This window comes from Rheinheimera sp. 1928-s, assembly GCF_029269265.1.
In the GTDB taxonomy this organism is placed as follows: domain Bacteria; phylum Pseudomonadota; class Gammaproteobacteria; order Enterobacterales; family Alteromonadaceae; genus Pararheinheimera.
In genome coordinates, this window is record NZ_JARIXP010000003.1 from 111,777 (window position 1) to 137,057 (window position 25,281).

Sequence of the window (25,281 nt, forward strand, 5' to 3'; positions counted from 1 at the left end):
TTTAGCTTATTCAGGTATCAGATCAGAGCCAAGGCTCTGACCCTGCTTAGAAAGAGTAAGTTGCGCCTAAAGTGAAGTTACGTGGTGTGCCGTAGCCGTATTGATCAAAGAAACCAATCTGGCTGTAGTAAGTTTCGTCAAACAGGTTGTCGACGTTAAACTGCACAGAAAACTGCTCTGTCACATCATAACGCGCCATCAAACTGACCAGGCTATAAGAGTCCTGTCGCAGTATCTTTGGTGCTGTACCACTGTATTGCTCATCTTCCCAGCTGATACCACCACCAATCACTAAACCTTCTAACTCATTCACAAAGTCATAAGTCGTAAACAGGTTCAGCTTTTTACGAGGATGATCAGTGTTCACTTCAACACCAGCAGCATCTTCAGCTTTAAACTGAGAATAACCAGCTGAGATATTCCAGCTATCTGTTAACCGGCCTATCAACTCCACTTCAAAGCCTTTACTTTCCACACCTTGAGCAGCTCGGTACATAGTTTCCAGAGGTCGACCATCCACTTGCGGGAAAGTGCCAATTGGCTGAGCCAGATTGTCTTGATCCACTTTAAATACAGCTACCGCAGTTTGTACTGCGCCATCAAGGAAGGAGCTTTTTAAACCCAATTCAGTGTTTGTGCCTTCCAGCGGATCAATAAAAGCACCTGAAGCTACACGGGCATTTTGCGGTTTAAAGATCTCGGTCTGACTGATATAGGCATTGTGGTTTGCACTCAGTTGGTACATTAAACCAGCGTAAGGAACAAATACGCTGTCATCACCGAAGTTCTCTGGCACACCGTAGTTAACCCCTGTACGTTCCCACTTCGATAAACGACCACCAGCAATCAGTTTTAAATCGTCAGTCAGAGAAAAACGGGTTGCTGCATAGTAACCATCCTGCTCTGTCTCTAAATCGACGGCTACTGCACTGGTCGTTGACCAGACAGGTTCAGAGTAACTTTTGCCATTCCACTGATAGAAATTACCTACTGAAGTATCAGCCGAAAGCACTCCAAAAGTAACAGTTTCAGCTTCCTGCTTACTGTTTAATACTCCTACAACGAACTCATGGCTCTGACCTAAAAGCTGGTAATCACCTTTTAACTGCAGATCCAGGCTGTCTTGTTCACTGGTGCCTGAGCTTTTGTAAGGCCATGGCGACAAACCTAAACCAGTTTCTTTGTCTGGTGAGCCAACCAAGTAAAGTAATTGTGTGTCCGCAGTATTTTTAGTGCTGTTGAAACTCACTTTCGCCTGCCAACCATTCGCAAAGTTATGCACCAGATTAACGAAGGTATTTTCGTTGGTGGATGCCCAATACGTCCAATCGGCAGCAGAAGTGATATTTCTGTCCCAGTTGGTTGCAGTGCCATCACTAAACCACGCAGCTAAACCACCCCAGGTTGAACCTTTAGGGTCATTATCCTGATAACTGCTACCAAAACTGACAGAAGTATTGTCTGTTAAATCAGCATCGACTACGCCATAAAGAACAGTTTTATCGTCTTCAGGAATGTCCATAAAGCTATCGCCAACTTCCTTCTTTGCAACAAAACGTACGCGTAAATCGCCTTCTGCATCTAAGCCCGTAGAAAGATCCGCCGTAATAAATCTGTTATTCCAACGGCCAATGCCTGCATTGACATAGCCTGTCAGCTCAGCTGAATCAGCATGTTTGCGTACTAAGTTAATAGAAGCGGAAGGATCACCAGCACCAGTCAGTAAACCCGTAGCGCCACGCACCACTTCAATACGCTCATAAATCGACACGTCAGTAATAGTTTCACCTGAGTCGCCAGCCAAACTCCAGGCTAAAGGCACGCCATCAATTTGATATTTATCTATATCAAAACCACGGGCACTGAATGTATTGCGAGTAGTATCAAGCTGCTTTGCTGACACACCAACAGTCTGGCTAATCACTTCATTAATACCGCTGAACCCCTGGTCGATAATACGTTGTGAGGTAATCACGCTGACGGACTGAGGGGTTTCAAACAAAGACAAACCTAAACCTGTAGCCGTATCAATATTTTCATTGACCGTGTAGTGGCCCTTGACTGTTATTTTTTCAATGTCTTTTTCGGCTTTTTCATCTGCGGCATGCACCACAGTTACCATACAAGCCAATTGCACTGCCAATACCACTGGCAACTTTCTGAATTTCTGTTGTAACGCCATGATCACCCCCAATAAAGTTGGGCGAATAATACACTAATACGAATCGTTATCAACTAGATTAAGATAAACAGCGGAGCTATACGACGAGCTAATGTAAGTGGTTTCAAGTCTATAACCTACTGATAACAAAACAGCTGTGTTTCACAACGAAATCATTAGTCCCGCGTCAGCACTTCCAGCAATTCAATTTCAAAAATCAGATTTGAGTGTGGTGGGATCATAGTGCCAATCTGGCGTTCGCCATACGCTAAATGGGCAGGCACCCATAATTTACGTTTGCCACCCACCTGCATGCCTTTTAAACCTAAAATCCAGCCCTGGATCACTCTGTTGTTGCTTAAAATACACTGAAAAGCTTCGTCTCTTTTATAGGACGAATCAAACTCTGTACCATCTTCCAGCCAGCCACGATAATGGGCAGTGATCAAAGCGCCACGTTCAGCCGCTTTGCCCTGACCTGTGACAAGGTCTTCTATTGTTAATTCTGCGCTCATATCCACACTGCTCTGTATTTTTTGCGCAGAGTATAGCTCTAAACACCAAGCAGATTAAAACCAGAAAAGATCACAGTCTGAAGATGCCAATGCTTCAGCTAAGTTTTCACTGGCTTTAGAGCCTTCACCACAGCATCGGCCACATCGGCAATACGGCACTGTTGTTTCATCGCGCTTTGCTGTAATTGGCGATAGGCTTGCTCTTCGGTCAGTTTTTTGTACTGCATCAATAATAACTTAGCTCTGTCTATCAGCTTTTGTTCGTCGATAGCCCGGCGAGCATCCGTCAATTCGGTGTGCATTTGGCGAATATGCTGAGCCTGTTCAGACAATAGCTGATAAAAGGACCGGCTGGGCGCCTGCAAATTTTGCTCAGCCTGGCTTGATGGCAGCACAGAAGCACCATATAAACCCGGCATACTGGGGTCAATCAGTAAGGTTAAACCTGCACTGGCGGGCAGTTCTGTTAATTCAGTCAACTTGTGCTGATGCTGCTGTAACTGCTGCTGCGCAGCTGCTACTGTGGCTGATGTCAGTTGCTGTAACTCTGAGGTTAAGCCAGCCTGTAACAGATGCATAGCATCCATGCGTTCAGTGGCAAACTGGTACCACAAATCACTGACCGCAGGCACTGGAGCCGCAGTGCCTGCCAGTTGCTGCATCATAGTGCGCAGTTGGCGTAGTTGTTTTGCTGCTGTCGCGTCTTCAAGCAAATGCCACTGATGTTGCTGCTCCGCTGTAGCAAATTCCAGAAAAACAGCAGCGCTGTGTTGCTGCGCCTGTTGCAGTAATAATAAACGCTCGGCCAGCTCTGTGGTCAACTGACCCGAAGCTAAGCCCATAGCACCCCAGGCTCTTTCTTGTCCGGCATATTCTTTGGTTTGCAGTAAGTTAAATAAGGCGACCAAAAAACGGGTAATGCCAGCGTCACAAGCTAAATCGGCCGACTCCAGGACCACGGCAAGCCAGGCGGCAATTAAGCGACTATAAGCTTCAGTGGCCTGCAACGGCGTTATTTTTTGCAGTTGCACTTGCTCACGCAGTCCAGCCAAATGATCAACGCCCTGCAAAGCTAGAGAGATACCACTGAGTAAACGACTGCTATGACAAGGTTCAGCCCCTTGCAGGTATTGTTTGTTTAATGCGGTGCGCAGTTGCTGCTCGGCCTGAACACTTTGCAGCAACTGCTGTTGGCGCTGTTTTGCAAATAGCTCACAACCTGAGGCCAGAAAAATATTGCTAATACCGCGCTCACGCTGCAGTTGATGCACCAGCTCGCTGATGCTGGTGACCAGTAAACAGCTGGTTGAAAGCTGCTGCAGCGCTTTTATTTCGGCTTGTTTAGCGGCCAGCAGAAAGAGTGCCGTTGGATGATTCATGGATCACTCACAGAGCTTTACATTGCTAAACTCTAGCAATGGTTATTCCACGCGTTCAGCAACGGCTGCCAGAGCGCGTTAATGCTGGATTGTCAGAAAAAATCGGTATTTTCGCCGTGAAGCACAAAGCAGCAATGCCCTGTAACGGTGCAGAAAACGCACAACAATGGCACCTTGCACTGACAGTCCTCCAAAATCAGTTTTACGAAAACTAAACAAAATCAATGTATTGATATAAAAGCATCAGCTGGCATTAAAGTTGCTCTGTTAAAAAGGCGGAGGTGGGAAACACCTCCCTGCATACAAAAATGATATTCAGGACAAAGGCGTCCCGTGATCTTCTGGCAACAGAATGATCCGGACGCCTTTTTTGTTTTTAAAAAAACAGCACCTGAACAAACTAATAGCAACAACAGGAAGAGGTGAACCTATGGCTTATTTAGTTCCAGCCGAGTTTGTGACCAAAATGGTCGATGCCGGCGAATCCAAAATATTTATGTCTACACGGGATACATTGATCCGCTCTTATATGGCGGGCGCTATTCTGGCTTTAGCTGCAGTTTTTGCTGTGACAGTAGCGGTGCAAACTGGTTCCTTTTTAGTAGGTTCTATGCTGTTCCCCGTCGGTTTTATTATGTTGTATCTGATGGGGTTCGACTTACTGACAGGCGTTTTTGTATTAACACCGCTGGCCTTGCTGGACCGCCGTCCTGGTGTGACAGTGCAGGGTATACTGCGTAACTGGGGGTTGGTATTCACAGGTAATTTCCTTGGAGCTTTAACTGTAGCCGCCATGATGGCTTTTGTGCTGACTATGGGTTTCCATCTGGAACCCGACGCAGTGGGGCAAAAACTGGCTGGTGTGGGTGAAGCACGAACTTTAGGTTATGCCGAACATGGTGTCACAGGCTGGATGACCATATTCCTGCGTGGCATGTTGTGTAACTGGATGGTGTCTATGGGTGTGGTGGGCGCTATGATTTCTACCCATGTCAGCGGCAAAGTGATAGCAATGTGGATGCCTATTATGTTGTTCTTTTTTATGGGTTTTGAGCATTCTGTGGTCAATATGTTTCTGTTTCCTTTTGCCATGATGATGGGCGGTGATTTTTCTGTAATGGATTATCTGATCTGGAACGAAATCCCAACGGTTTTGGGTAACCTGGTCGGTGGTTTAGCTTTTACCGGTTTAACCTTGTACAGCACCCACTATAAAACTGCCCCCAAACGTACCCTGACGGCTAAAACAGCTGAAAGCCCTGTCGCTACTCTGGCCAAAGCCTGATGATGTTGCCAGGAGCCTCGTTGCAAGTCTCCATAGGCCAGCATTCCACTGCTGGCCGTAAAGCGTTAAATCAGGATTGCTTTGGCGCTTATGTTCCCAAAGAACCGGAACTCAGTAGTAAAGGCATAGTGCTGGCGGTAGCCGATGGCATCAGCACCAGCACTGTCAGCCAGATTGCCAGTGAAACCGCAGTGAAAAGTTTTCTGGATGATTATTACTGCACCAGCGATGCCTGGTCAGTACCTCATGCCGCCATGCAGGTACTCAAAGCCAGCCATAACTGGTTGTATGCCCAAAGCCGGAATGGCCCTTTTGCATCCGATCCAGACAAGGGTTATGTCTGTACTTTTAGTGCCTTAATCTTAAAACAACGCCATGCCCATTTGCTGCATGTCGGCGACAGCCGTATTTATCTGCTGCGCAATCAGCAACTGGAACAACTGACCCGGGACCATCGTGTCTGGCGCGGCAGCAGCAGTTTTTTAAGTCAGGCACTGGGCGCCGGCGCTGTGCTTGAGCCGGATTATCAAAGCCTGCCTTTGCAACAGGGGGATTTGTTTCTGCTGGCAACAGACGGTTTATTTGAAGTTTTACCTGCGGCTGAACTCATCAATCTACTGGAAACACAGCAGGATTTAGCACTGCTGGCTTTGCAACTGACTGAAGCTGCTTTAGCAGCAGGCAGTGAAGACAATATAACGCTGCAATTGGTGCGTATTGATCAGTTGCCTGCAGAAAGTCACTTGCCCATGTGCCTGGATCAGCAATTGCCTTTACCCCCTTTGCTGCAAGCAGGCGATACGCTGGATGGCTTGCAAGTGATTAAACCGCTACAACAAAGCAGCCGCAGCCATGTTTATCTGGTGCAGGATACAAGTACAGCGCAGTTGCAGGTACTGAAAGCTCCTTCAATAGATTTAGCCGAACAGCCGGATTATCTGGAACGGCTGATGCGCGAAGAATGGATAGCCAAAAGAGTTCACAGCAACCATGTAGTGCGCCCGGCCAGTATCAACAGGCCACGCACCGCGCTTTATACCTTGTTTGAGTATGTCGAAGGCCAGACGCTAAAACAGTGGCAGTTGGATCACCCCAATCCTACATTGGAACAAGTACGAGGCATGATTGAACAGCTGGGTAAAGGGCTGCAGGCTTTGCATCGCAGCGAAATTCTGCATCAGGATATCCGCCCCGATAACCTGATGGTGACCCCTCAAGGCATAGTTAAAATTATCGACTTTGGTGCTGCACGACTGGCGGGATTACAGACCGATGACGAAGTAGCAGGAGATATTCCAGGCACGGCTTTGTATACAGCACCTGAGTACTTTTTAGGTCTGGCTGGTACAGAGCTGTCAGATTTGTATTCGCTGGCAGTGCTCACTTATCAGCTGCTGTCCGGCCGTTATCCTTATGGCGCTGATGTAGCTCGTGGTAAAAGTGTTAAAGCACAGAAGAAATTGCGTTATCAGTCGGTACTCAGTAAAGACAGCGAGCTACCAGTCTGGCTGGATCTCACCTTAGAAAAAGCGCTACACCCCGACCCGACTAAACGTTATCAGGCCTTGTCTGAATTTTTATACGACTTACGCCACCCTAATGCCGAATTTCAAAAACCACTCAGTCTGATTGAGTTGCATCCGCTTTGGTTCTGGCAATGTCTTTGTGTAGTGCAGGCACTGATTATTTTATGGTTGATAGCAGCCCGTCATTAAACAGGCTGCTTTCTGATTGTTTTAATACTTCGCCAGCCACTGTAACCAGAACTTACTGGTGTCTGTGTGTAATGAATTCGCCTGATAATCGGCATATTTCAACAATACAGCATGCTGAGCATTCAGGTTGTAACTCAGTTGTAAGTCCAGCTCTTTGCCGTAATCTGCTTCGCCCTCCGCAGCATCCAGCCAGTGATAAAAGGCTATCAGCTCCAACTGGTCCAGTTTATAACCCAGCTTCAGGTATTTATCTTCAATGCCATTGGCAGGTGTAGTCAGAAACTTATCGGCAAAACCCTGGAATTTATGCAAAGTAGCGAGCGGTGTGGCAAAACCAATGCCGTTACCAGAACCAGTATCGGAACCTAAAACTTCAACCCCAGCCCCGCTTTGCCAGGCTCCGAGCCAAAAGTTGGCTTCCACAGTCCAGTAATCTGCATCATACGAATTTGGATTATCGCCTGCTTCCTGCTGGCGGGCGTAAGAGCCATAAAGTTGATAACGGCTGCTTTGGGATAAAACCTGACTGTACTGATAATCCAGCCCTATGGTTTGATTAGAGACTAAAGGCGCGTCTTCGAATTCCATTTGGTACACAAAAGCACCGAGCTGGTGATTAGAGTTAGGCTGATACCGTAAATCCAGTAAGTGTAAATCCGAACTCCAGTCGCCTTGTGAGCTTTTACTGCCAAACACCCGGTTCACTTTGCTGCTGTAGCTGTAATCCAACTTCAGGTTCGGCGACACACTGGCCTGATATCGTACAGCATCAAAAGTCTGCTCATTCTGCCGCCAGCCAACACCACCAACAAAACGTTCATTGGCCAAGTTAATACGCTGACGGCCAATTTTTAAGCTCTGGCTGTCGCTTTGATACTGTACAAAAGCCTGGTTTAAATCAGCACCAGCAGGGTCGGCCACAACCGGATAAGCCGTTTTTCCATTGATACTGTCGTTGTAATTTTTATCACCTAAAGCCGCCACATAATCAAATTCGCCACCAGCCGACCAACCATGGCTGAACTTCTGTGTCAGGCTAAAACGAGATAATAAAGTGCTGGCCAAAGCGTTTTCGGCAAGCCCCTGCTGGTCCACAGTTTCTAACCGATAACGGAATAACATCTTTAGCTCTGGGGCGGCTAAGGCGACGGAAGCAGCATCAGCAGAACTGACTGAAACTGAAGTACAAGCGGCCATTACAGCCAGAGCGGGTAAAGAGTAATAGCGCATAAGGATTCCTTCTGTTGAGGTTAATTTTTGGCAAAGCTTCGCCAACTGGCACTTTTAAGCAGCCAGAAAGCAAAACAAATGGGGTTTAACGGCTTAGTTAATTTTCTACAGTCACCTGCTGTAACAAGCTCAGATCGACTTTCATTCGCTGCTTCAGCACCTCGCCCACCACAATCAGGGTTGGGCCAGTCAGTGGAAAAGCAGCAAGACGCTCACTGATATCAGCCAAAGTGCCCTGCAGCTGGGTTTGCTGGGCTGTACTGACCTGATCCAGCAGCGCTATAGGGGTATGATCCGGCCAGCCGACAGAGACTAAACCAGCACTTAATTGCTGCAAGCGGTTCAGTCCCATATAGACCACCAAAGTGGGGTTAGAGCCATTGGCTCTGTATTGATATCCAGACCAGTCGGGTTGTTTGGCTGGGTCGGCAAACTGCGCCGTTAAAAACTGCACTGAAGTTGCACAACCTCGCGCTGTTAACGGAATACCACAATAAGCTGAAGCCGCGCAGGCGCTGGTGACGCCAGGCACTATCGCAAAAGCAATTCCGGCTTGTTGTAAAGCTGCGGCCTCTTCTGATACCCGGCCAAAAATCGCCGGATCGCCACCTTTGAGCCGTACCACTAAACCACCTTGCTGGCCGTATTGGACCAGCAACTGGTTAATCTCTTTTTGTGGCATGGCATGACGGCTTGCTCTTTTACCAACAAATACTTTTTTGCAGCGTCGTGGTGCTATGGCCAACAGTTCAGCCGAAACTAAACTATCAAACAGCAACACATCAGCTTGTTGCAATAAACGCTGAGCTTTGACTGTTAACAGTTCAGGATCACCTGGCCCTGCACCTATCAGCACCACCTGACCTTTACCTGCTGGTTTTTGCTGTTCTGTTTCTGCAGTTTCACCTTTCCAGTTCCAGCCGGATAGCCACTGCGCCGCCTGTGGTACTCGTAGTAAATGACTGATTACACTCATCTTGCTGCCACCCTTTTACTTTTATCTGCCTTTTTGCCTTGTCCTTTGCCTTTATCGCGGTTCTTTGTGAACCTTGCGATCAGGCCGCTGATGCCTGTTGATCTTGTTTTATTGCATTCAGCCACACTCTGCCCTGTTGCAGTTTCACCCCATATACAGGGATCACCACTTCAGGTTGTTCTAAGCACTGGCCACTGGTCAGGTCAAAGTGCTGTTTATACAAAGGTGAAGCGACCACTATCTGCTCACCTACAGAACCCACTATGCCGCGCGACAGCACATTAGCCTTACCGAGCGGATCGTAATTTCCTACCGCATAAATCTGTTGTTCGCCTTGCAGCTCCAGCAAAAATACCGCTATTTGCTGGCCATTCAGCAAAGCACAAATGCCGCTGTTTTCGACTAAATCTTCAAAAGCACAAATATCAGTCCAGGCCATGTTAGTTCTCCTCTGCTAATGTAGTGACAGGCAGCTCTGTGATTGGAATTTGTTGCAACCACTGGCGTTTTTCTTCAGCTGTAGCAGGGCGAATTTGCGAGCGTTCTTCGACAAAAACAATGTTTTCATCCGCATCCGGGCTGTTTACAAACTGGCGGAAACGTTTCAGCGCTTGTGGGTCGTCCAGCGTGGCTTTCCACTCACAGGCATAAGTATTCACTAAGGCTGCCATTTGGTTTTCCAGCTCTGCGGCTAAACCCAGCTCGTCGTCGATAATGACTTTACGCAGATAGTCCAAGCCGCCATCCAGCTTTTCCATCCAGACTGAAGTGCGCTGTAAACGGTCGGCTGTGCGGATATACAACATCAGAATGCGGTCTATGTAGCGGATTAAAGTGTCGGTATCGAGGTCGGTGGCAAACAGGTCGGCGTGGCGTGGTCTCATACCGCCGTTACCACAGACATAGAGGTTCCAGCCATTTTCGGTGGCAATAATACCGATGTCTTTGCTTTGCGCTTCAGCACATTCGCGGGTACAGCCCGACACCGCCATTTTGATTTTGTGTGGCGCACGTAAACCTTTGTAGCGGTTTTCAATAGCTATGGCCTGGCCGACGCTGTCTTGCACACCATACCGACACCAGGTGCTGCCAACACAAGATTTGACTGTCCGCAGCGACTTGCCATAGGCATGGCCTGTCTCAAAACCAGCATCAACCAAACGCTGCCAAATGGCAGGCAACTGCTCTAAACGGGCACCAAATAAGTCGATCCGCTGACCACCGGTAATTTTGGTGTAGAGGTTAAAATCCAACGCTACCTGACCTATCACCAACAGTTTTTCTGCGGTAATTTCACCACCTGCTATACGCGGTACCACTGAATAGGAGCCGTCTTTTTGCATATTGGCGAGAAAGGTATCGTTGGTGTCCTGCAAACCCACATGAGGCTTTTTCAGCACATAATCATTCCAGCTCGATGCCAGAATAGAGCCCACAGTTGGCTTACAAATATCACAGCCCAACCCCTGACCATGGCGGCTCAATAATTCGGAAAAGGTTTTAATACCACCGACCTGGACTAAATGCAGCAATTCCTGACGGGAATACGCAAAGTGTTCACACAGATGATTTTTAACCTCAACACCACGGCTTTTCAGCTCGTCATCCACTACGGATTTGAGCAAAGCAGTACAACCACCACAGCCTGTACTGGCCTTGGTACAGCTTTTGATACTGGCTAAATCGCAGCAACCACTGTCCATAGCCGCCACTATGTCGCCCTTGGCCACGTTATGACAGGAACAAATTGTCGCACTGTTGGGTAAAGTTAAAGCCGCCAAAGGCGCGCCGGATGCTGCAGGTAAAATCAGTTGTTCCGGCTGTTTTGGCAGCAGCATATCGTTTAAGGCGTATTGCAACAGGCTATCGTAGTTACTGGTGTCGCCGACCAGCACAGCGCCCAACAGCCTTTTACCGTCTTTGCTGACTACCATTTTTTTGTAGACTTGAGCACGTGGGTCGGTAAACACATAACTTAAAGCGCCGGGCGTTCTGGCATGGGCATCACCTATAGAACCCACTTCCACACCCAGCAGTTTCAGCTTGGTGCTCATATCAGCGCCGCTAAATTTGTGCCCGCCACCTGTCAATTGACTGACCACAACACGAGCCATCTGATAACCGGGTGCTACCAGACCAAAGATCTTTTGCTGCCATAAGGCACATTCACCTATGGCATAAATATGTGGGTCGGACGTCTGGCACTGATCATTAACCACAACACCACCCCGATCGCCGACAGCTAAACCGCAGCTGCGCGCCAGTTGGTCATAAGGCCGGATGCCAGCGGAAAACAGCACTAAGTCAGTCTCTAAGCTTTCGCCATCAGCAAACTGCAACTGATAACGACATTCAGCTCCAGCTACTATGGCTTGCGTGGCTTTGCCGGTATGCACCTGCACACCCAGTTCAGAAATTTTCTGGCTTAACATCTGGCCGCCGCCCTGATCCAGCTGCACTGCCATCAGTTGGGGCGCAAACTCCACCACATGAGTTTGTAAACCCAATTGTTTCAGCGCATTGGCCGCTTCCAGCCCCAGCAAACCGCCACCTATCACTACGCCTACTTTACTTACCGCAGCGCTTTGCGCTATCGCATCTAAATCCTGCAAAGTGCGGTACACCAGACAATGCGGCTGATCATTGCCAGGAATTGGCGGTACAAAAGCGTAGGAGCCTGTCGCCAGCACCAGCTCGTCGTAATAAAACTGCCCGCCCTGACTGGTCACAACCAACTGCTGCTCGCGGTTGATTTGCTCCACCCAACAATTCAGACGGTACTGAATATTAGCGGCCTGATAGGCTTCTTCTGTCGTTAACGCCAGTTGCTCTGCGCTGGTGCCGCTGAAATAGCCGGATAAATGCACCCTGTCATACGCCAGCTGGGCTTCACCACAAAGCACAGTAATTTGCGCGGATGGGTCTTTAGCTCGTAACTGATCAACAAAATGGTGCCCTACCATACCGTTGCCGATCACCAGAATTTGTTTGGTCTGCTGCATTGTTATGTCCTTAAGGCCTTTGGCGGCTGACTCAACCACCAGATTTTGCCCATAAAAAAAGCCCAGGCCTGACCCACTTAAACAGTAGTCAGAACCTGGGCTTCGTTGCCCGTGCACAGTCAAAACTATGCACCTCAATTCAAATTGTGTTGCATTAGCTTCAGCCAATGCACTGGATAAACTCTTACAAACGCTGACAGAACCAAAGCACAAAGAATGCCAGTTTATTAACTCGCTGATTTTATTGGGTAATGGCTAATTTATGTGCAGGTGACTATCAAAACCTTGCTTTGAATTGGTGCAAAATGGCACCGGATTGAGGCGGGGTTTCTTAGCGGACACAGCTCCAAAGGTAATTTTTCTATTTTGAGTTTTGTTGTAAAAAACATCGTAAAACACAGTAGAAGACAGCAGAAGACACAAAAACCAAATCAATAAAAGCACTTTAAAAACAACAAATTAAGTTAGTAGCTGTATAACAAAACGCAAATTTTAAATTTTGCGTTTTGTCTGACCTGCAGCAAAAACCTTACTTCAGGGTATAGACCACATAAACCACAGCACTGGCTTTCATTGCGCTGATTTCAAAAACGGCTTGCCGTCTGGAGCCTGATACAGATACCGCATCGTAAGATATGTTGCTCAATGCTCCCTCGATGGATTGAGTTGGCGTTAAGTTGTATTGATCCTCCGAACGCGTCTTAAACTCACTAATTGAATAAACATCTTTGATTTTTTTGCCCTGAGTAGCAGCCATATCTTCAGCCTTTTGTCGGGCTTCTTTTAACGCCAGCATTGCCACTTGTTTTTTAATCGCCCGCTCATCTTTTATCACGCCAACACTATTCAAAATATTGTTGATGCCTGCTTTTACCAACACATCCATTAACAGGGAATATTTAGCTGGCTCAGGTAACGTAATTTCCACAGTCCAGCCAACTCTTGTACCCAGAAGCACTTTCTTATTGTTTTCATAATTATGTTCAACTTCAATACTCAAAGGCGCAGCACTAATGTGGTCTTTACCTATGCCCAAAGGCTGAAGTGCCAGCAATAGCGCACTGGCTTTTTGCTCCACCTTTTGCTTCGCCAACTCTGGGTCCATATTGAGTTCAGTAATATCAACCGTAGTTTTCACCTGATCCGGATACACCAGTTGCTCTGCATAACCCTCAACATAAATATGAGGCTCTGTTGGGATCACAGTAGCAAGCGCAGGCAGGCTGAACCACAAACACAATCCTATTAGCTTTTTCATCTTATCTCCTTGTATCATCTATTCAAGCTGTTGTACCTAAAGCAAATTTAGCGATATTTTGGCGAAACAGCGACCTGAATCTCTGCATTCTTACGAATAAAACCAACTGCGCTTGGATTTTGAATTGTGGTAGTATTTCAAGTAAATTTTTTACATAAAATTAAATAATCAGTTTGTTCTACACATAAATCTTAAGCTCAGTAAAAGTAAACCGACAAACTCAGAGTTGTTCAAGGAAGAATGATGCAAAAGCCCCAAATCCTTTGGAGAAATCAAACTCCATCACGCTCTTCGCTAAAGCTCGGCTGGAAGCAGCTCAGCAGAAATGCCAAAGTGGCACTGATAACCTTCAGTCTGTTGTACCTTGGCTTCTCCATTTATCATAGCCTCGAACAACAGAGTGCTTTTAGCTTAGTGCTGTGCATAGTTTCTATAAGTTCTTTAACAATCACGATTTTGCAAGCTAAAGGCTTCCCCAAAGAAGATCTGGGCAGTCTGATGAATAAGCTTAAAGTGGACAACAACACTATTTGGATAGGCGACTACCAGCTTCCTGATACAGTCCGCAAAGTTGTGATTGGTCGAATGGATATCCAGGGGCCAGCCTATTTGCAGCTGGCCTGGAATCAAGGGCATCAGTGGATATTTCAGCTGGATGAGCTGCAACAAGTACGACATTTTTTCCGCCAGCATGCACCTCAGATTGAAATCCTCAACGAATAAGCGGCTGATTATGAGCTGGGCGCAGCCGTTAAATACCGCTGCTGCAACTGTTCAAATCTTTGTTTCCCCACTGACTGACCGACAGCGTCAATAAAGCCAGCAGGCAACTGGTAACTCTCTGGTTGCTGCTGGTCCAGCAGTGGCAAATACTGGTCCAGTGACTTGCCTTGTTGCTGTAATAACTGGTCCAGCTCATACCAAAACGCAGCGCCTTTGTCGTAAAACAAAGCGTAGTAACTGTAATCCTGTTGCTCTGTTACTTTCTGCTGCGCCAGATACAAACCAGCTGTTGCATTAGGGCCTGAAGCCGCTCTCTCTGCATAATACAGCGGCGTCTGTTCAGGCCGAACTCCGGCTTTTAGCAACGATTTATAGCCAAAGTAATGCGCCAGACTTTCGCTTTGCCACAAAGGTAGTGGCTTGGTGTACAGCATATGGAAAAGTTCATGGCCGGAAATCCACCATAAACGCTGTTGGCTTTTTGCACTGATCCCCGAGGCGTCATAATGAAAATTCGCCAGATAGCTATTTAAGCCTGCAGCCCCACCTAAGTTACGCTGCGCTGGGCTGACCCCCAGCCACAGCAAGCTGATGGGCTGAGATGGTTTTGCTGCAGTTAGCTGCATCAGATAGTCAAACTGGGCTTGTTGTAACTTTAACTGTGTCGGGCCAAGCAAAGCGCCGATGTCTGTATTGCTATAAATATCAAAGCGTTGATTCGCTATTTTGATAGAACTTAAGGTTTTACCAACCAAATAAAACAAAGGCGGCTGGTTCTCTGCAGCAATGCTTTTGCAGTCACTCAACCGATCTTGTTGCTTCAAGCAAATCTCTGCAACACCTGCACCTTTAATTCTCAGCACATCATCCCATTCCGTCAGCAGCCACCAGCCTTGATCTGAATACAAATTTTGCTGTTGTGATACATCATAATCCTGCTGTTTTAACTCGATAAAATGTACCGGCCAGCGCACTTCGTCACAGATTAAATCTGTGTCCAAAGTCGCTTTACTGGCTTTACCTTGCCGCAAACAAAGCAGCTCTGTTGGAGGAGCAACATCAGATTTCATACTGCGGGCGCCAGTTAGCTGAAAAGTACCCAACTGCTTAGTCCTGATACTCAAATGGGCTTTGGTTGGGTGTTCTGATAATTCCAACTGATAACGCAGCATAGGCTCGGCCTTACTGCCTGTGCTTTGTAGCATGGCGCAAAAGAAACAGCTGATTAAAAACAATCCTTTGTTCATGATGATTCCCTAAGATTTAAGCTGCTGATTCGATATAGGAAAATATAAGAAGTTCAAAAACGGGTAAAACAAAAAAGCCTACAATCACAAAAGCAATCGTAGGCCCTTCACTTTCTAACTGCCTTTATTCGCCAATCTCAAAGCCGTATAAAGCGCCATTTCTGCACTTACCCTGATATTCGGCTCCACACCAACACCTTCAAAGTTAGTGCCGGTGATTGGGTTCACCGGCCTGTACATTGGGATACGCACAAAAAGCCAGTCGTTCACTTGAGCTGCCCCTGTGTAATGCGCCAGACCAACGCTGGTTTCGCCTATCACTACAGCACGACCAAGCTGTTGCAGCGTATAGCTGAAAAACTCACCCGCACTAACCAGCCCGTCACTTTGCAGAATGTACAGCGGCTTAGTTTTTAACAGCTCTGAATCCGGCACGGCCAGACTTCGTACTTGCTCTGTGATTTTGCCATCGCGATCCTGCAGATCCCATAACAAAGTGCCTTCTGGTACAAAGTGGCTGATCAAATACTGCACCAATTGCGGTGATCCTCCAACGCTGTCACGCAGGTCGATGACTATATGATCACTGTGACTTAGAAACACCAACGCGGCGTGGCCAATTTTATGCGCTTCTTCCGCTTGCCAGAATTTGTACAGTTTTAAATACCCAATATTGCCCGGCAGAATGCGCGCCTGCTCAAAAGCAAAGTTATTGATTTTACGCTCTTCGGTCTCGATTAAACGATGCGATACGCCACCTTGCTCTGCGATTAATGCCAGATTTAAATGACCATCACCGCTGTATTGATGCATCAAATCACCGACCTTGTCTGCAAACTGCTCATGAGTGGTAATATCAGCCAAAGCCCCACTTTGCTGTTGTTGCTGCAACAGCGCACTGACTTTTAACGCAGTGTCGGGGAACACATACTGCTCATTCAGTATGCGAATAACGCCATCAATACTGGCTTGCCTTTCAGCTGGGGTAAGAGCGGTGTTTGCCTGAACAAAAAATGGAAAAGCGACAACAATAAGCAGCGCCAAAGCAAGGGCCTGCCTTTTTAATAAAGAAATCATAACTACCTCAAATTACTGATAAAAGTTCTGTAAAACTAATAAACACAGTCATTTGAGTTAAAGCTGATAATAAAGCCGTTTTTTATGCAGATTAGCGTCGTGCCATAACGACAGCCGAAAGCGCCGGCCTGGGCCTGCGCGAATAAACCAGAGTAAAAGCAGAAAACACAAAGAGAGGGTCAGAGGAATTAACACCAAAGCCAGTTTGCCAAATTCCAGCACCAGTTGGTAATCAGCCTGCTGTTTCTGGTGTAAAAACAATAAGGCTGGGCTGCGCTGAAGTTGTTGTAACAAAGGCGCTTCGGCTTTATCAGCAGGAACAGTCCAAAGTTGTTGATACCCTGGTCCGTTTTGCTCAGCCGTAGGTACTGTGTGTAAAAAGGCCAGCAGCCACACCAAAGCACAGCTTGCCAGCAACAATGCCAGCATTCGCCATAGTTTTGTGTTTGGTTGAAGTGGCATTGCAAGCTTCCTGTACAACATGAACGGAGGATAGGGACTGAACTAATCAAAAACAAGGCTTTACAGGAATAATCTCCGAGCCAGGTCTGATGTTACTTATTTGGAAAAGCTGAACATCTGGTAATTTTCTCTGTAGAAAAGTCTGTCAATCCTCAACGCCCACCGCACCAGATGGCAATTAGTTGATGCCGAATCAACCAAGCCTGAGTACAATAGGCGGGCGTTGATAATTCTCAGGGTTAGTTTATTCACCAAGGCCCGTGGCGCAGCATCATGCTGATAGCCATAACAAAACCCATATAACAAAGCGCACCCTATTTTAATCAGGCCGATCAATAAAGGTCTTTGAACATCAGCAGGAAAAAGAAAAAATGGCAGCTTTTGGTAGTGTATTTATGCCTGAAATGGCAATGGCCCGTTTTGATGGTACAGCCTGGAGTCAATCCGCAATAGTTCCGTCCGACAGCATCAGTCTGCACCCGGGCGCTCATGTGCTGCATTACGCCAGCACCTGTTTTGAAGGATTAAAAGCCTTCCGTCATGAAGATGGTTCTGTGGTTATTTTCCGCATGGACAAAAACGTGGCCCGTATGCAACAAAGCTCTGAATTATTGTCGTTGCCAACTTTTGACGCGACTTTACTGAGTCAGATGATTGTGGACGTGGTTCGCCATTATGCGGCCGACGTGCCAACGCCTCCTGGTTCTATGTATATTCGCCCTACTCATATCGGCACTGAACCAGCCATTGGCAAAGCAGCAACTCCAACGCTGACGTCTTTGTTATATGTATTGTTATCTCCTGTTGGCGATTATTTTGCCGGTGGTAGCCGCGCTTTACGTTTACTGATGGAAGACAATGCCCGTTGCGCGCCTCATATGGGCATGATCAAAAGCGGCGGTAACTACGCCAGCGCTCTGCAACCTACAATGCAGGCCAAAGCCAAATACCAGGCCGATCAGGTGCTGTTCTGCCCGAATGGTGATGTACAGGAAACTGGCGCCGCCAACTTCCTGCTGATTGACGGCAACGAAATTATCACCAAAGCGCTGGACGCATCCTTCCTGCACGGCATCACCCGTGACACCATTCTGACGCTGGCCCGTGATTTAGGCATGAAAGTGTCCGAACGTGAACTGACAGTAGACGAACTGCTGGAACGCGCTGCCAAGCCAGGCACAGAAGCTGCCTTATCTGGTACTGCCGCTGTATTAGCTCCAGTTGGCACCCTGATCCATCAGGGTAAAGAATACAAAGTAGGCAACGGCGAACCAGGCAGTACCACAGCCAAATTACGCCAAACCCTGAACGATATTCAGTGGGGCAAAGCCGAAGATAAACATGGCTGGTTGACTAAGGTTTAATCTTTAGCTGAGTTTAATTCACGCGACAAAGCAGGCTTAGGCCTGCTTTTTACTTTTAAGAAAACTGCGCATGAACATGAAGCCAAAAAAGCTACGATCGTAGCTTTTTTGGCTTCATCCATCACATTAACTAACCGCGACTCGCAATCTCACAACCCCATCTGTTTTTTATAACGACGGCTTAAACGGGCCAGCCGCAATTGATCCAACACTAACATTGCCAGAGGCCAGCGTCGGATAGACCAGAACGGCAAAGCTCGGCCTAAGCGGCGTAACATCAGCCGTGTATAAGCCATTTTTGCCAGTGACTGCAGAGGTTTTTTGGTAAAACTAAAGGCAGGTAAAGCCGGGCTTACTGCTTCGCCTTGTTGCCAGCGATTAGGTAAATCCGGCGCTAAAGCCAAAGCTGTAGCTATGCCCACTAAAGCAACACCAGTGTGCAGCACCTGCTCTGCCACCTCTAGCCTTTGAACACCACCTGTCACCATCAACGGCATTTGCGCGGATTGCTGCAGTTCTTTGGCAAAGTCTAAAAAGTAGGCTTCACGCGCCAGCGTAGATCCATCGCGACTGTCGCCTTGCATAGCAGGAGCTTCGTAGCTGCCGCCTGACAACTCGACAAAATCCAGCGCCAGCGGGTTGAGCCATAACAACACTTGTTTAGCATCTTCCGTGGAAAAACCACCACGCTGAAAATCAGCTGAGTTCAGCTTCAGGCTGATCATAAAATTGGCAGGCAATTCGTGACGCAACAAAGTGACCAGCTCAAGCAATAAACGGGCGCGATTTTCTAAGCTGCCACCATATTGATCCTGGCGCTGATTCACCAGCGGTGATAAAAACTGACTGAGCAAATAACCATGAGCCGCATGAATTTGCACTCCGGCAAAACCGGCCTGTAACGCCAGTTGGCTACTGACTAAAAACTGTTGTTTAAATTCGGCTATATCATCCAGCGTCATAGCTCTGGGACTGGCAAACATCTTTGAGAACTGGCCTAAATCCAAAGCGACAGCGGAAGGTGCTATCGCCTGTTGCCCCAGATTCGCTGGCATTTGTCGCCCAGGATGATTCAGCTGCAAAATCAGCTTAGTGCCGTTTTGCTGCCCCGCTTCTGCCCAGCTGTGGAACAAAGTTAAATCCGATTTGGTATCCAGCACCACACCTCCTGGCCCTGTTAACGCTTTGCGGCTGATCATCACATTGCCGGAAATCAACAAACCTGTGCCACCCAAAGCCCAGCGGCTATATAACTCAATCAACTGTGCCGACGGGTTTTGTCCGGCAGCGGCCATATTCTCTTCCATAGCGGCTTTCACCAACCGGTTTTTCAACTGCACGCCACTGCGCAGAGTTGTGGCTTCAAACAACATAGTTACACCTCTTGGTATTCATTTTTTTCAACCTTTATGGCAATTTCGCCCGATAAAACAACACCGCGGTATCAATAGACGGGCTGAGACAAGCCCCTACGCCCCGTTTCAGTCAGGTGCTGGTTTGGAAAAGCTGTAGAGGCGGGTCTTGTACCCGCCCACCTGAATTCAAGGACGACGCCAGTGTAAAGCTTCAACCTAGGTTGAGAGTCAAGCCCCCATATGCCAGTATCCTGCAAGTAACTTTTCATCGCCGGAGTCTATTCGATGTACCGCATTGGTCAACTTGCCAAATTATTGAACGTATCAGAATCAAAACTACGCTTTCTGGAACAACAAGGGGTGATCAACCCGCTACGGGAAAACAGCGGTTACCGTTATTACAGCGAAGACAGCAAAAACCGGCTGGAAGTGATCTTAAAAGCTCAGCAAATGGGCTTTAGCCTAAAGCAAATTCGCTCAGTGCAACGGCAGAATCACAGCGGCGATCAGCATCTGGTCGACTGCCAGTTGCTCTTGCCTATGCTGCAACAAAAGCTGACAGAGATAGACCAACAGATGCTGGAGTTACAACAGCAAAGACATCAGATCCAAGAATTGGTTGAGCAGTTAAGTACTACAACCACATAAGAACTGCAGCCCTTGCACTTATTGTCTTTAGGGGCAGGAATAACTTATCACTAGTCGCCGTAACCCACAGTCCTGCATTTGCGCTCTTCTTTTACCACACATAGATGTAACCTTGCGGTATCAAAAAAACTTGACACTGACACCTTAAGGTTCCATATTGATACCTCAAGGTATCTAAACTTAATAAAAAGGAACACTTATTATGGCTGTATGGACTATCGAAGATCAGGAAAATTGCGTGAAAGCGTCAATCTTCGGCGCACTGTTTTTTGCGCTGCTGACAGGCTTTCAACTGTTAAAAGATATCAGTTTGTTTTGGTTTCAACTCACTGTAGTCAGTGATGCTTTCGGGTATGGCGTGCTGTTTTCGGTGATTTATTTTCTGGTCAAAGTGACCAAACAACCCAGCCTGCTGTCCTATGGCTGGAAAATCCGCGAAATATGCGGTGATTTTCAGGACGAGTATTTACGCAGCCGTTTTCAGCGCGCCACCACACTGGCATTTCACTTAACGATTACGATAGCCTTTGCGGGGTATGCTGCAACCAATTTAATCAACAAGCATGGCGACCCGCAATGGATCTCATTTCAGCTGTTTCCATTACTGACGATATTCATCGGCACCCTGAGCTTTTATCTGAGTTTGCGCACCGTATTGGATGAACAGGACGAACCAGCCCAGGAAACGAATTGATGGAAGAGCAAACCCTGTACAACAGAATTGCCGAACTGCGCGCCGCCAGAGGGCTGTCGCAGCAGCAACTGGCCGACGCCATTGGTGTATCGCGTAAAACCATCAGCACAGTAGAAACCAGCCGTTTTACACCTTCAGTGGTAATAGCGTTGCAAATGGCGCGTTATTTTGAAGTGCCGGTAGAGCAGATTTTTAGCTTTGATGGGTTTCGTTAAGAGCTGATTTGTATAAAAGCTTCCGTTGCCTTAGTTAACCTGAGTTCAGCTTACATAGAGAAAAGATCCGGCAGGTTGCCGCAACGCAACCATGCCCGGCTCAGCGTTTTAACACCCAATGCCTGACCAGAAAAAGCCAGCTCTGCTGGTGTTGGCTGGGGCTGAGCATTTGCCCACATAAGATACTGCTAAAATTTACTCTTGTTCCTCAAATTATGATCTATGCTTACAGGCGAATTTCGGGACGTAGGTCCATACCTCAATGTATTCCCTCGATAATTCATCCCTACGCAAGCTAGTCTGGCAGCCTCTTGCATAAACATTAACCCAATGGAATATGCTGCAAAACATCGGTTTGAGCAGCCTTAGGAAATAATATGACTGCAAAAAAGCAAGCTGTGGTCGTAGTACACGGTATTGGTGAACAACAACCCATGCAAACTATCAGGGACTTTGTCGAAGCAGTTTGGAAAGATGACGATAACCTGGAAAACCCTCAGTTCTGGAATAAACCAAGCACTGTTTCAAATTCATTTGAGCAGCGCAGGCTGACCACAGACACACCACTACTTAGATCAAGCCAAACTCCTGTGCGTTCCCGTATCGATTTTTACGAATATTATTGGGCGCATCAAACGGTTGGCAGCAACTGGCAGCACGTAAAAGATTGGCTTTACACCTTAGTATGGTGCCCACCCTGGAAGTATAAAAACCACCCAAAAAGTATTCAGCGCCTGTGGTATTTCACCTGGGCTATAGTGTTGATAGTGCTTTTATCCGTTGTCGTTTTTTCTTACTGCTCGAAGCAGATTGAACAACTGGTTGGTCCCTGGGCAATTATCTTGGCGGCAGTTATCAATTTTTTCTTTACCGTGGCATTAGTTTACGTGCAATGGAAAATTGTGAAATACGTCGGTGATGTCGCCAGATACGTAAGGGCTGAACCTGAAAATATCAGCATCAGGCAAGCAATACGGGAAGGAGGCATCGATCTGCTGGAACGCATTCACCAAACCGGCGACTACGATCGCATCATTCTGGTAGGCCATAGTTTGGGCAGCATCATTGCGTACGACCTGCTAAACCATCTGTGGGCACGACATAACAAGTTCAAAAACCCGCAGAATGACAACAAAGCCACAGCGCTTTCAGCACAGTCTATTGTTTTACTTAACCAACTACAGCAGTTAGCTACAGAATGTGGAACACCAAATTTTAAACAGCAGGAGTACCGCACTTTACAGCAGCAGTTGTTTTCACAGCTCTGTCAGGACGCCCCTGCGGCTAACTGGCTGATTTCTGATTTTATATCTTTAGGCAGCCCGTTAACCTACGCCGATTTTCTGCTGTTTGATAACGAAGAACAGTTCAGGCAACGTAAGCTGGACAGAGAATACCCAACCTCGCCCCCTGTGCCCGACAACAGCCATTTTTACTACAGCGAAGCTGGTCAGTATTTTTTGCATCACGCCGCTGTGTTTGCTCCGGTACGCTGGACCAATTTGTATATGCAGCACAGCATGTTCTACAAGGGCGACATTATCTCCGGCCCCGTATCACGATTTTTCAGCTACCAAAACACAACAAACCCAGAGGACATTCAAACTCCGACAGATATAGGCAATACCCCTATTCAGGAAATAGAACTGCCCTGGAAAGATATTTACAACGGGTTTTGCCACACCTTGTATTGGGAAAAATCCAGGACTAAACCTGGTGTGTCCAGCCACCTGCAACAACTGCGTAAAGCGCTATCCATCTACTGAGCAATTAAGGACAAGTTATGAACTACAAAAAACTAATTCTGCTACTGACCCTGAGTTTGGTGTTGGCAAGCTGTTCAAACACCTATGATCATAAAAATGCCGGTTGGCTGGATGTAAAAACAACGCCACCGCTGCACCTGCTGGAAATCGATGATAACAACGCAAACATTAATGGACTGCCTGCAGTTGACTACAACATCACAGACCAAAAAGTGTATAAGTTTGCTTATCTGGTGGAAGATACCATGCGCAAACGTGTCGACCATGGCCGTAAATGGGAAGAAGGCCTGTCGGCTATGCAGGTGATTCTGGCAGCTTTTGCGTCAGCATTTTCGGCCTCAACAGGCGTGCATCCGGATGTGGTCACCACATTAGCTGGGCTGAGCGCCCTCACGCCGGATGTAGCAAACATTATTAATGCCGGAGGAAAAGCCAAGGCCTATTCCCAAGGCTTAGAATTAATAGAAACAGCTAACGCTAACTACATCAGGGCCAGAAGTGAAGCGGCTGCGGGCACAACCGAGGCCATAGTGCCAAACTCACTAACGCCTGAAGGTGCAGCCTTATTTGTCAGCGTGATGTCGACGTTAAAAGTAATGAGAGACGCCTTACTACAAGCTCTGCCGAGCGAAGAAGACCTGGCCAAAGCGACAGGCAAATACAGCCTGTTTGCTTTGGATACAAATGTGCTTACCATTACAGAAACCCCGCTCAGCCTGTTCGCACCCGCAACAGATACATCAATTAACCTGACGGAAGCTGCCCAGACTTATTACACCAGAGTAGTCAGCGTGGTTCGTGGCGCTAAGTTGGCACAATGCAGCTCAGACTCCCCTACTATTGCAGTGGTGGCTGATTGCACTGGTGCTGCTTTAACTATTGTGCCAAAGGCCCAAGGCACAGCAAATATTATAGTAGTCAGCGAAAACGGCAGCAGAGCTGTGGTTAAAGTAGAAATAGCCGTTGCTAAAGACGAAGAAGCCACCGCTGAAGAATCGAAAGAACCTAAAGAACCTAAAGAACCTAAAGAACCTAAAGAACCTAAAAAAGCAGAACAGAAAACATAAAAGCCCAGCTGAGTCAGGTTTTGTTTTAGTATTTTGAAGCACTACAAAGCCTGACTTATTGCGTTAAAAGGAAGTTCGGCGTTTCAGCCTTTAGCACTACCACTCAAACCTTCTGGTTTTCTTTTAACACTTCAGATTTATCTGGAACAAAGAGCGGCATCTGCTGCCAATTTATGCGCAATCTTTTGCAAGCTGCGCCCGACAAGTAATGTCCAGTTCCTTAGGTATGTTATTGCTCACAAGGCTAAAATCAGCTCAACTCAGCTATTGGCTACCTTTGAGGAGTTGATCCGCCCGCGTGAACAGCTGATCCGCTACTCAACGATGCGTTCAGTAGTAAGCACAGCTAAGCCTGACGAACTGCTGGCGCAATTAATATCCCAACTGGTGCAGTGACATTTAAGCAGCACAACAGTCCCGAAAAAAATCTTGTGCTTTAGTTTCAGTTGTTCTAATTTGGAGCTATTCAAGCCACTAAAGATGGCTGCAGTTGCCGGGAAAGGACGTCATGGCATCAACCTCCTATCAAGCTTTTGAAACCGCTATCGCCGACGCCGAGCCTTTGCTTGTCCCGTGGTTGCCAAAAACCGACAAACAGCCCAAACCAGAACAACAAACCAATGAAGTACTGAAACGTGCTGCGCTGACTATGACGCTGACGGCTTGGGAAACTTATATCGAAGCCTGGCTAAACGAACAACTCTGCCAAAAAATTTCCATCCTCAAAGGTTGGTTTGCGAGCGCCTGCGGCTCAATAAAAGGCATCCATAAAAAATTTACCGAATCGGTGAATCAGCTCAACAACCCCAATAGCCATAAAGTACGCCAGCTCAGCATGGAGTTTTTGCAGTCAGATATAACAGGGCACAGGCTTTGGAACAACTTCGACAAACCGGCCGTATGCACACAACTGAATAAATACCTGACCCTGCGTGATGAGGTGGTGTATAAAGGCCGTAATAACGCCGACCCCAAAGTCCCACATTTAGTTAAACGAGACGAAGTGGAAAAGGCGATTAAGTTTTTTAAAGAATTAGTCAAAGTGACGGATTGCGTTGCTTTATAACATAGGGCACAGGGCAAGACCTGACACCGATTTTGGTTTTTCTTTTCTGTATTGCAGTTGTGGCTAAAAAGGAGAT

Annotated in this window: 23 protein-coding genes; 10 read left to right on the top strand and 13 right to left on the bottom strand. The window is 47.2% G+C overall.

Going from position 1 to position 25,281, the window contains the following annotated elements; all coding sequences use genetic code 11:
- Positions 1–46: 46 nt before the first annotated feature.
- The 3 genes from P3C17_RS08245 to P3C17_RS08255 form a co-directional block, all read right to left on the bottom strand.
- Positions 47–2,182 carry a TonB-dependent siderophore receptor gene (locus P3C17_RS08245; RefSeq protein WP_300928974.1) on the bottom strand — a complete coding sequence of 712 codons (2,136 nt, stop codon included), beginning with the start codon at positions 2,180–2,182 and terminating at the stop codon, positions 47–49.
- Positions 2,183–2,337: 155 nt separating this feature from the next.
- The gene (locus tag P3C17_RS08250; protein ID WP_300928975.1) at positions 2,338–2,676 is read right to left on the bottom strand and encodes an FKBP-type peptidyl-prolyl cis-trans isomerase; all 339 of its coding nucleotides are present in this window, start codon (positions 2,674–2,676) and stop codon (positions 2,338–2,340) included.
- Positions 2,677–2,774: 98 nt separating this feature from the next.
- The gene (locus P3C17_RS08255) at positions 2,775–4,055 is read right to left on the bottom strand and encodes a nitrate regulatory protein (RefSeq protein ID WP_300928976.1); all 1,281 of its coding nucleotides are present in this window, start codon (positions 4,053–4,055) and stop codon (positions 2,775–2,777) included.
- Positions 4,056–4,485: 430 nt separating this feature from the next.
- On the opposite strand from P3C17_RS08255, the gene P3C17_RS08260 reads away from it, so the two are divergent.
- Entirely contained in the window at positions 4,486–5,340 is an 855-nt protein-coding gene (locus P3C17_RS08260; RefSeq protein WP_300928977.1) for a formate/nitrite transporter family protein, read from the top strand.
- Between the two features lie 20 nt (positions 5,341–5,360).
- Positions 5,361–7,055: a bifunctional protein-serine/threonine kinase/phosphatase gene (locus tag P3C17_RS08265; RefSeq protein WP_300928978.1), complete on the top strand. Its 1,695-nt coding sequence runs from the start codon at positions 5,361–5,363 to the stop codon at positions 7,053–7,055.
- Positions 7,056–7,076: 21 nt separating this feature from the next.
- Here the strand turns inward: P3C17_RS08265 and P3C17_RS08270 are convergent, their stop codons facing one another.
- The 5 genes from P3C17_RS08270 to P3C17_RS08290 form a co-directional block, all read right to left on the bottom strand.
- Complete coding sequence (locus tag P3C17_RS08270; RefSeq protein ID WP_300928979.1) at positions 7,077–8,285, bottom strand: alginate export family protein; 1,209 nt, start codon at positions 8,283–8,285, stop codon at positions 7,077–7,079.
- A 97-nt stretch (positions 8,286–8,382) separates the two neighbouring features.
- A complete protein-coding gene (cobA, locus tag P3C17_RS08275; protein ID WP_300928980.1) occupies positions 8,383–9,261 on the bottom strand; it encodes a uroporphyrinogen-III C-methyltransferase in 879 nt (292 codons plus the stop codon).
- A 79-nt stretch (positions 9,262–9,340) separates the two neighbouring features.
- Complete coding sequence (nirD, locus tag P3C17_RS08280; protein WP_300928981.1) at positions 9,341–9,700, bottom strand: nitrite reductase small subunit NirD; 360 nt, start codon at positions 9,698–9,700, stop codon at positions 9,341–9,343.
- Between the two features lies 1 nt (position 9,701).
- Positions 9,702–12,263, bottom strand: coding sequence for a nitrite reductase large subunit NirB (gene nirB / locus P3C17_RS08285; RefSeq protein ID WP_300928982.1), 2,562 nt, complete (start codon positions 12,261–12,263; stop codon positions 9,702–9,704).
- Between the two features lie 529 nt (positions 12,264–12,792).
- Positions 12,793–13,521 carry an SIMPL domain-containing protein gene (locus P3C17_RS08290; RefSeq protein WP_300928983.1) on the bottom strand — a complete coding sequence of 243 codons (729 nt, stop codon included), beginning with the start codon at positions 13,519–13,521 and terminating at the stop codon, positions 12,793–12,795.
- A 333-nt stretch (positions 13,522–13,854) separates the two neighbouring features.
- On the opposite strand from P3C17_RS08290, the gene P3C17_RS08295 reads away from it, so the two are divergent.
- Positions 13,855–14,244 carry a hypothetical protein gene (locus P3C17_RS08295; protein WP_300928984.1) on the top strand — a complete coding sequence of 130 codons (390 nt, stop codon included), beginning with the start codon at positions 13,855–13,857 and terminating at the stop codon, positions 14,242–14,244.
- An 8-nt stretch (positions 14,245–14,252) separates the two neighbouring features.
- Here the strand turns inward: P3C17_RS08295 and P3C17_RS08300 are convergent, their stop codons facing one another.
- The 3 genes from P3C17_RS08300 to P3C17_RS08310 form a co-directional block, all read right to left on the bottom strand.
- Positions 14,253–15,491 carry a hypothetical protein gene (locus P3C17_RS08300; RefSeq protein ID WP_300928985.1) on the bottom strand — a complete coding sequence of 413 codons (1,239 nt, stop codon included), beginning with the start codon at positions 15,489–15,491 and terminating at the stop codon, positions 14,253–14,255.
- 114 nt (positions 15,492–15,605) lie between these two features.
- Positions 15,606–16,568, bottom strand: coding sequence for a S41 family peptidase (locus P3C17_RS08305; protein ID WP_300928986.1), 963 nt, complete (start codon positions 16,566–16,568; stop codon positions 15,606–15,608).
- Between the two features lie 57 nt (positions 16,569–16,625).
- The gene (locus tag P3C17_RS08310; protein WP_300928987.1) at positions 16,626–17,030 is read right to left on the bottom strand and encodes a hypothetical protein; all 405 of its coding nucleotides are present in this window, start codon (positions 17,028–17,030) and stop codon (positions 16,626–16,628) included.
- Positions 17,031–17,365: 335 nt separating this feature from the next.
- On the opposite strand from P3C17_RS08310, the gene P3C17_RS08315 reads away from it, so the two are divergent.
- A complete protein-coding gene (locus P3C17_RS08315) occupies positions 17,366–18,394 on the top strand; it encodes a branched-chain amino acid aminotransferase (RefSeq protein ID WP_300929375.1) in 1,029 nt (342 codons plus the stop codon).
- Between the two features lie 149 nt (positions 18,395–18,543).
- On the opposite strand, the gene P3C17_RS08320 is transcribed toward P3C17_RS08315, so the two are convergent.
- Positions 18,544–19,767, bottom strand: coding sequence for an NADH:flavin oxidoreductase/NADH oxidase family protein (locus tag P3C17_RS08320; protein WP_300928988.1), 1,224 nt, complete (start codon positions 19,765–19,767; stop codon positions 18,544–18,546).
- Positions 19,768–20,034: 267 nt separating this feature from the next.
- On the opposite strand from P3C17_RS08320, the gene P3C17_RS08325 reads away from it, so the two are divergent.
- The 3 genes from P3C17_RS08325 (at position 20,035) to P3C17_RS08335 (ending at position 21,306) form a co-directional block, all read left to right on the top strand.
- Positions 20,035–20,397: a MerR family transcriptional regulator gene (locus P3C17_RS08325; protein ID WP_300928989.1), complete on the top strand. Its 363-nt coding sequence runs from the start codon at positions 20,035–20,037 to the stop codon at positions 20,395–20,397.
- A gap of 202 nt (positions 20,398–20,599) precedes the next feature.
- Positions 20,600–21,091 carry a hypothetical protein gene (locus tag P3C17_RS08330; protein WP_300928990.1) on the top strand — a complete coding sequence of 164 codons (492 nt, stop codon included), beginning with the start codon at positions 20,600–20,602 and terminating at the stop codon, positions 21,089–21,091.
- On the top strand, positions 21,091–21,306 hold the full coding sequence (locus P3C17_RS08335) for a helix-turn-helix transcriptional regulator (RefSeq protein ID WP_206099245.1): 216 nt from the start codon (positions 21,091–21,093) through the stop codon (positions 21,304–21,306). Before P3C17_RS08330 ends, P3C17_RS08335 begins: the two co-directional genes overlap by 1 nt.
- A 50-nt stretch (positions 21,307–21,356) precedes the next feature.
- Here P3C17_RS08335 and P3C17_RS08340 read toward each other — a convergent pair whose 3' ends face one another.
- Positions 21,357–21,485 (bottom strand): hypothetical protein, encoded by a 129-nt coding sequence (locus P3C17_RS08340; protein ID WP_300928991.1) that lies wholly within the window; start codon positions 21,483–21,485, stop codon positions 21,357–21,359.
- Between the two features lie 198 nt (positions 21,486–21,683).
- On the opposite strand from P3C17_RS08340, the gene P3C17_RS08345 reads away from it, so the two are divergent.
- The 3 genes from P3C17_RS08345 to P3C17_RS08355 all read left to right on the top strand — a co-directional run bounded on the left by P3C17_RS08345 (position 21,684) and on the right by P3C17_RS08355 (position 25,205).
- Complete coding sequence (locus P3C17_RS08345) at positions 21,684–23,072, top strand: hypothetical protein (protein ID WP_300928992.1); 1,389 nt, start codon at positions 21,684–21,686, stop codon at positions 23,070–23,072.
- Between the two features lie 17 nt (positions 23,073–23,089).
- On the top strand, positions 23,090–24,139 hold the full coding sequence (locus P3C17_RS08350; protein WP_300928993.1) for a hypothetical protein: 1,050 nt from the start codon (positions 23,090–23,092) through the stop codon (positions 24,137–24,139).
- A gap of 508 nt (positions 24,140–24,647) precedes the next feature.
- Positions 24,648–25,205, top strand: a complete 558-nt coding sequence (locus P3C17_RS08355; protein WP_300928994.1) for a HEPN domain-containing protein — start codon at positions 24,648–24,650, stop codon at positions 25,203–25,205.
- The last annotated feature ends 76 nt before the right edge of the window (positions 25,206–25,281 follow it).

Bases quoted from the DNA above. Each gene is read 5' to 3' on its own strand.
- P3C17_RS08345 (WP_300928992.1), top strand. From the start codon at position 21,684: ATGACTGCAAAAAAGCAAGCTGTGGTCGTAGTACACGGTATTGGTGAA.
- P3C17_RS08355 (WP_300928994.1), top strand. From the start codon at position 24,648: ATGGCATCAACCTCCTATCAAGCTTTTGAAACCGCTATCGCCGACGCC.
- P3C17_RS08335 (WP_206099245.1), top strand. From the start codon at position 21,091: ATGGAAGAGCAAACCCTGTACAACAGAATTGCCGAACTGCGCGCCGCC.
- nirD (WP_300928981.1), bottom strand. From the start codon at position 9,700: ATGGCCTGGACTGATATTTGTGCTTTTGAAGATTTAGTCGAAAACAGC.
- P3C17_RS08350 (WP_300928993.1), top strand. From the start codon at position 23,090: ATGAACTACAAAAAACTAATTCTGCTACTGACCCTGAGTTTGGTGTTG.
- P3C17_RS08320 (WP_300928988.1), bottom strand. From the start codon at position 19,767: ATGTTGTTTGAAGCCACAACTCTGCGCAGTGGCGTGCAGTTGAAAAAC.
- P3C17_RS08260 (WP_300928977.1), top strand. From the start codon at position 4,486: ATGGCTTATTTAGTTCCAGCCGAGTTTGTGACCAAAATGGTCGATGCC.
- P3C17_RS08300 (WP_300928985.1), bottom strand. From the start codon at position 15,491: ATGAACAAAGGATTGTTTTTAATCAGCTGTTTCTTTTGCGCCATGCTA.
- P3C17_RS08270 (WP_300928979.1), bottom strand. From the start codon at position 8,285: ATGCGCTATTACTCTTTACCCGCTCTGGCTGTAATGGCCGCTTGTACT.
- P3C17_RS08305 (WP_300928986.1), bottom strand. From the start codon at position 16,568: ATGATTTCTTTATTAAAAAGGCAGGCCCTTGCTTTGGCGCTGCTTATT.
- P3C17_RS08310 (WP_300928987.1), bottom strand. From the start codon at position 17,030: ATGCCACTTCAACCAAACACAAAACTATGGCGAATGCTGGCATTGTTG.
- P3C17_RS08255 (WP_300928976.1), bottom strand. From the start codon at position 4,055: ATGAATCATCCAACGGCACTCTTTCTGCTGGCCGCTAAACAAGCCGAA.
- P3C17_RS08250 (WP_300928975.1), bottom strand. From the start codon at position 2,676: ATGAGCGCAGAATTAACAATAGAAGACCTTGTCACAGGTCAGGGCAAA.
- cobA (WP_300928980.1), bottom strand. From the start codon at position 9,261: ATGAGTGTAATCAGTCATTTACTACGAGTACCACAGGCGGCGCAGTGG.
- P3C17_RS08325 (WP_300928989.1), top strand. From the start codon at position 20,035: ATGTACCGCATTGGTCAACTTGCCAAATTATTGAACGTATCAGAATCA.
- P3C17_RS08245 (WP_300928974.1), bottom strand. From the start codon at position 2,182: ATGGCGTTACAACAGAAATTCAGAAAGTTGCCAGTGGTATTGGCAGTG.
- P3C17_RS08290 (WP_300928983.1), bottom strand. From the start codon at position 13,521: ATGAAAAAGCTAATAGGATTGTGTTTGTGGTTCAGCCTGCCTGCGCTT.
- nirB (WP_300928982.1), bottom strand. From the start codon at position 12,263: ATGCAGCAGACCAAACAAATTCTGGTGATCGGCAACGGTATGGTAGGG.
- P3C17_RS08340 (WP_300928991.1), bottom strand. From the start codon at position 21,485: ATGTGGGCAAATGCTCAGCCCCAGCCAACACCAGCAGAGCTGGCTTTT.
- P3C17_RS08330 (WP_300928990.1), top strand. From the start codon at position 20,600: ATGGCTGTATGGACTATCGAAGATCAGGAAAATTGCGTGAAAGCGTCA.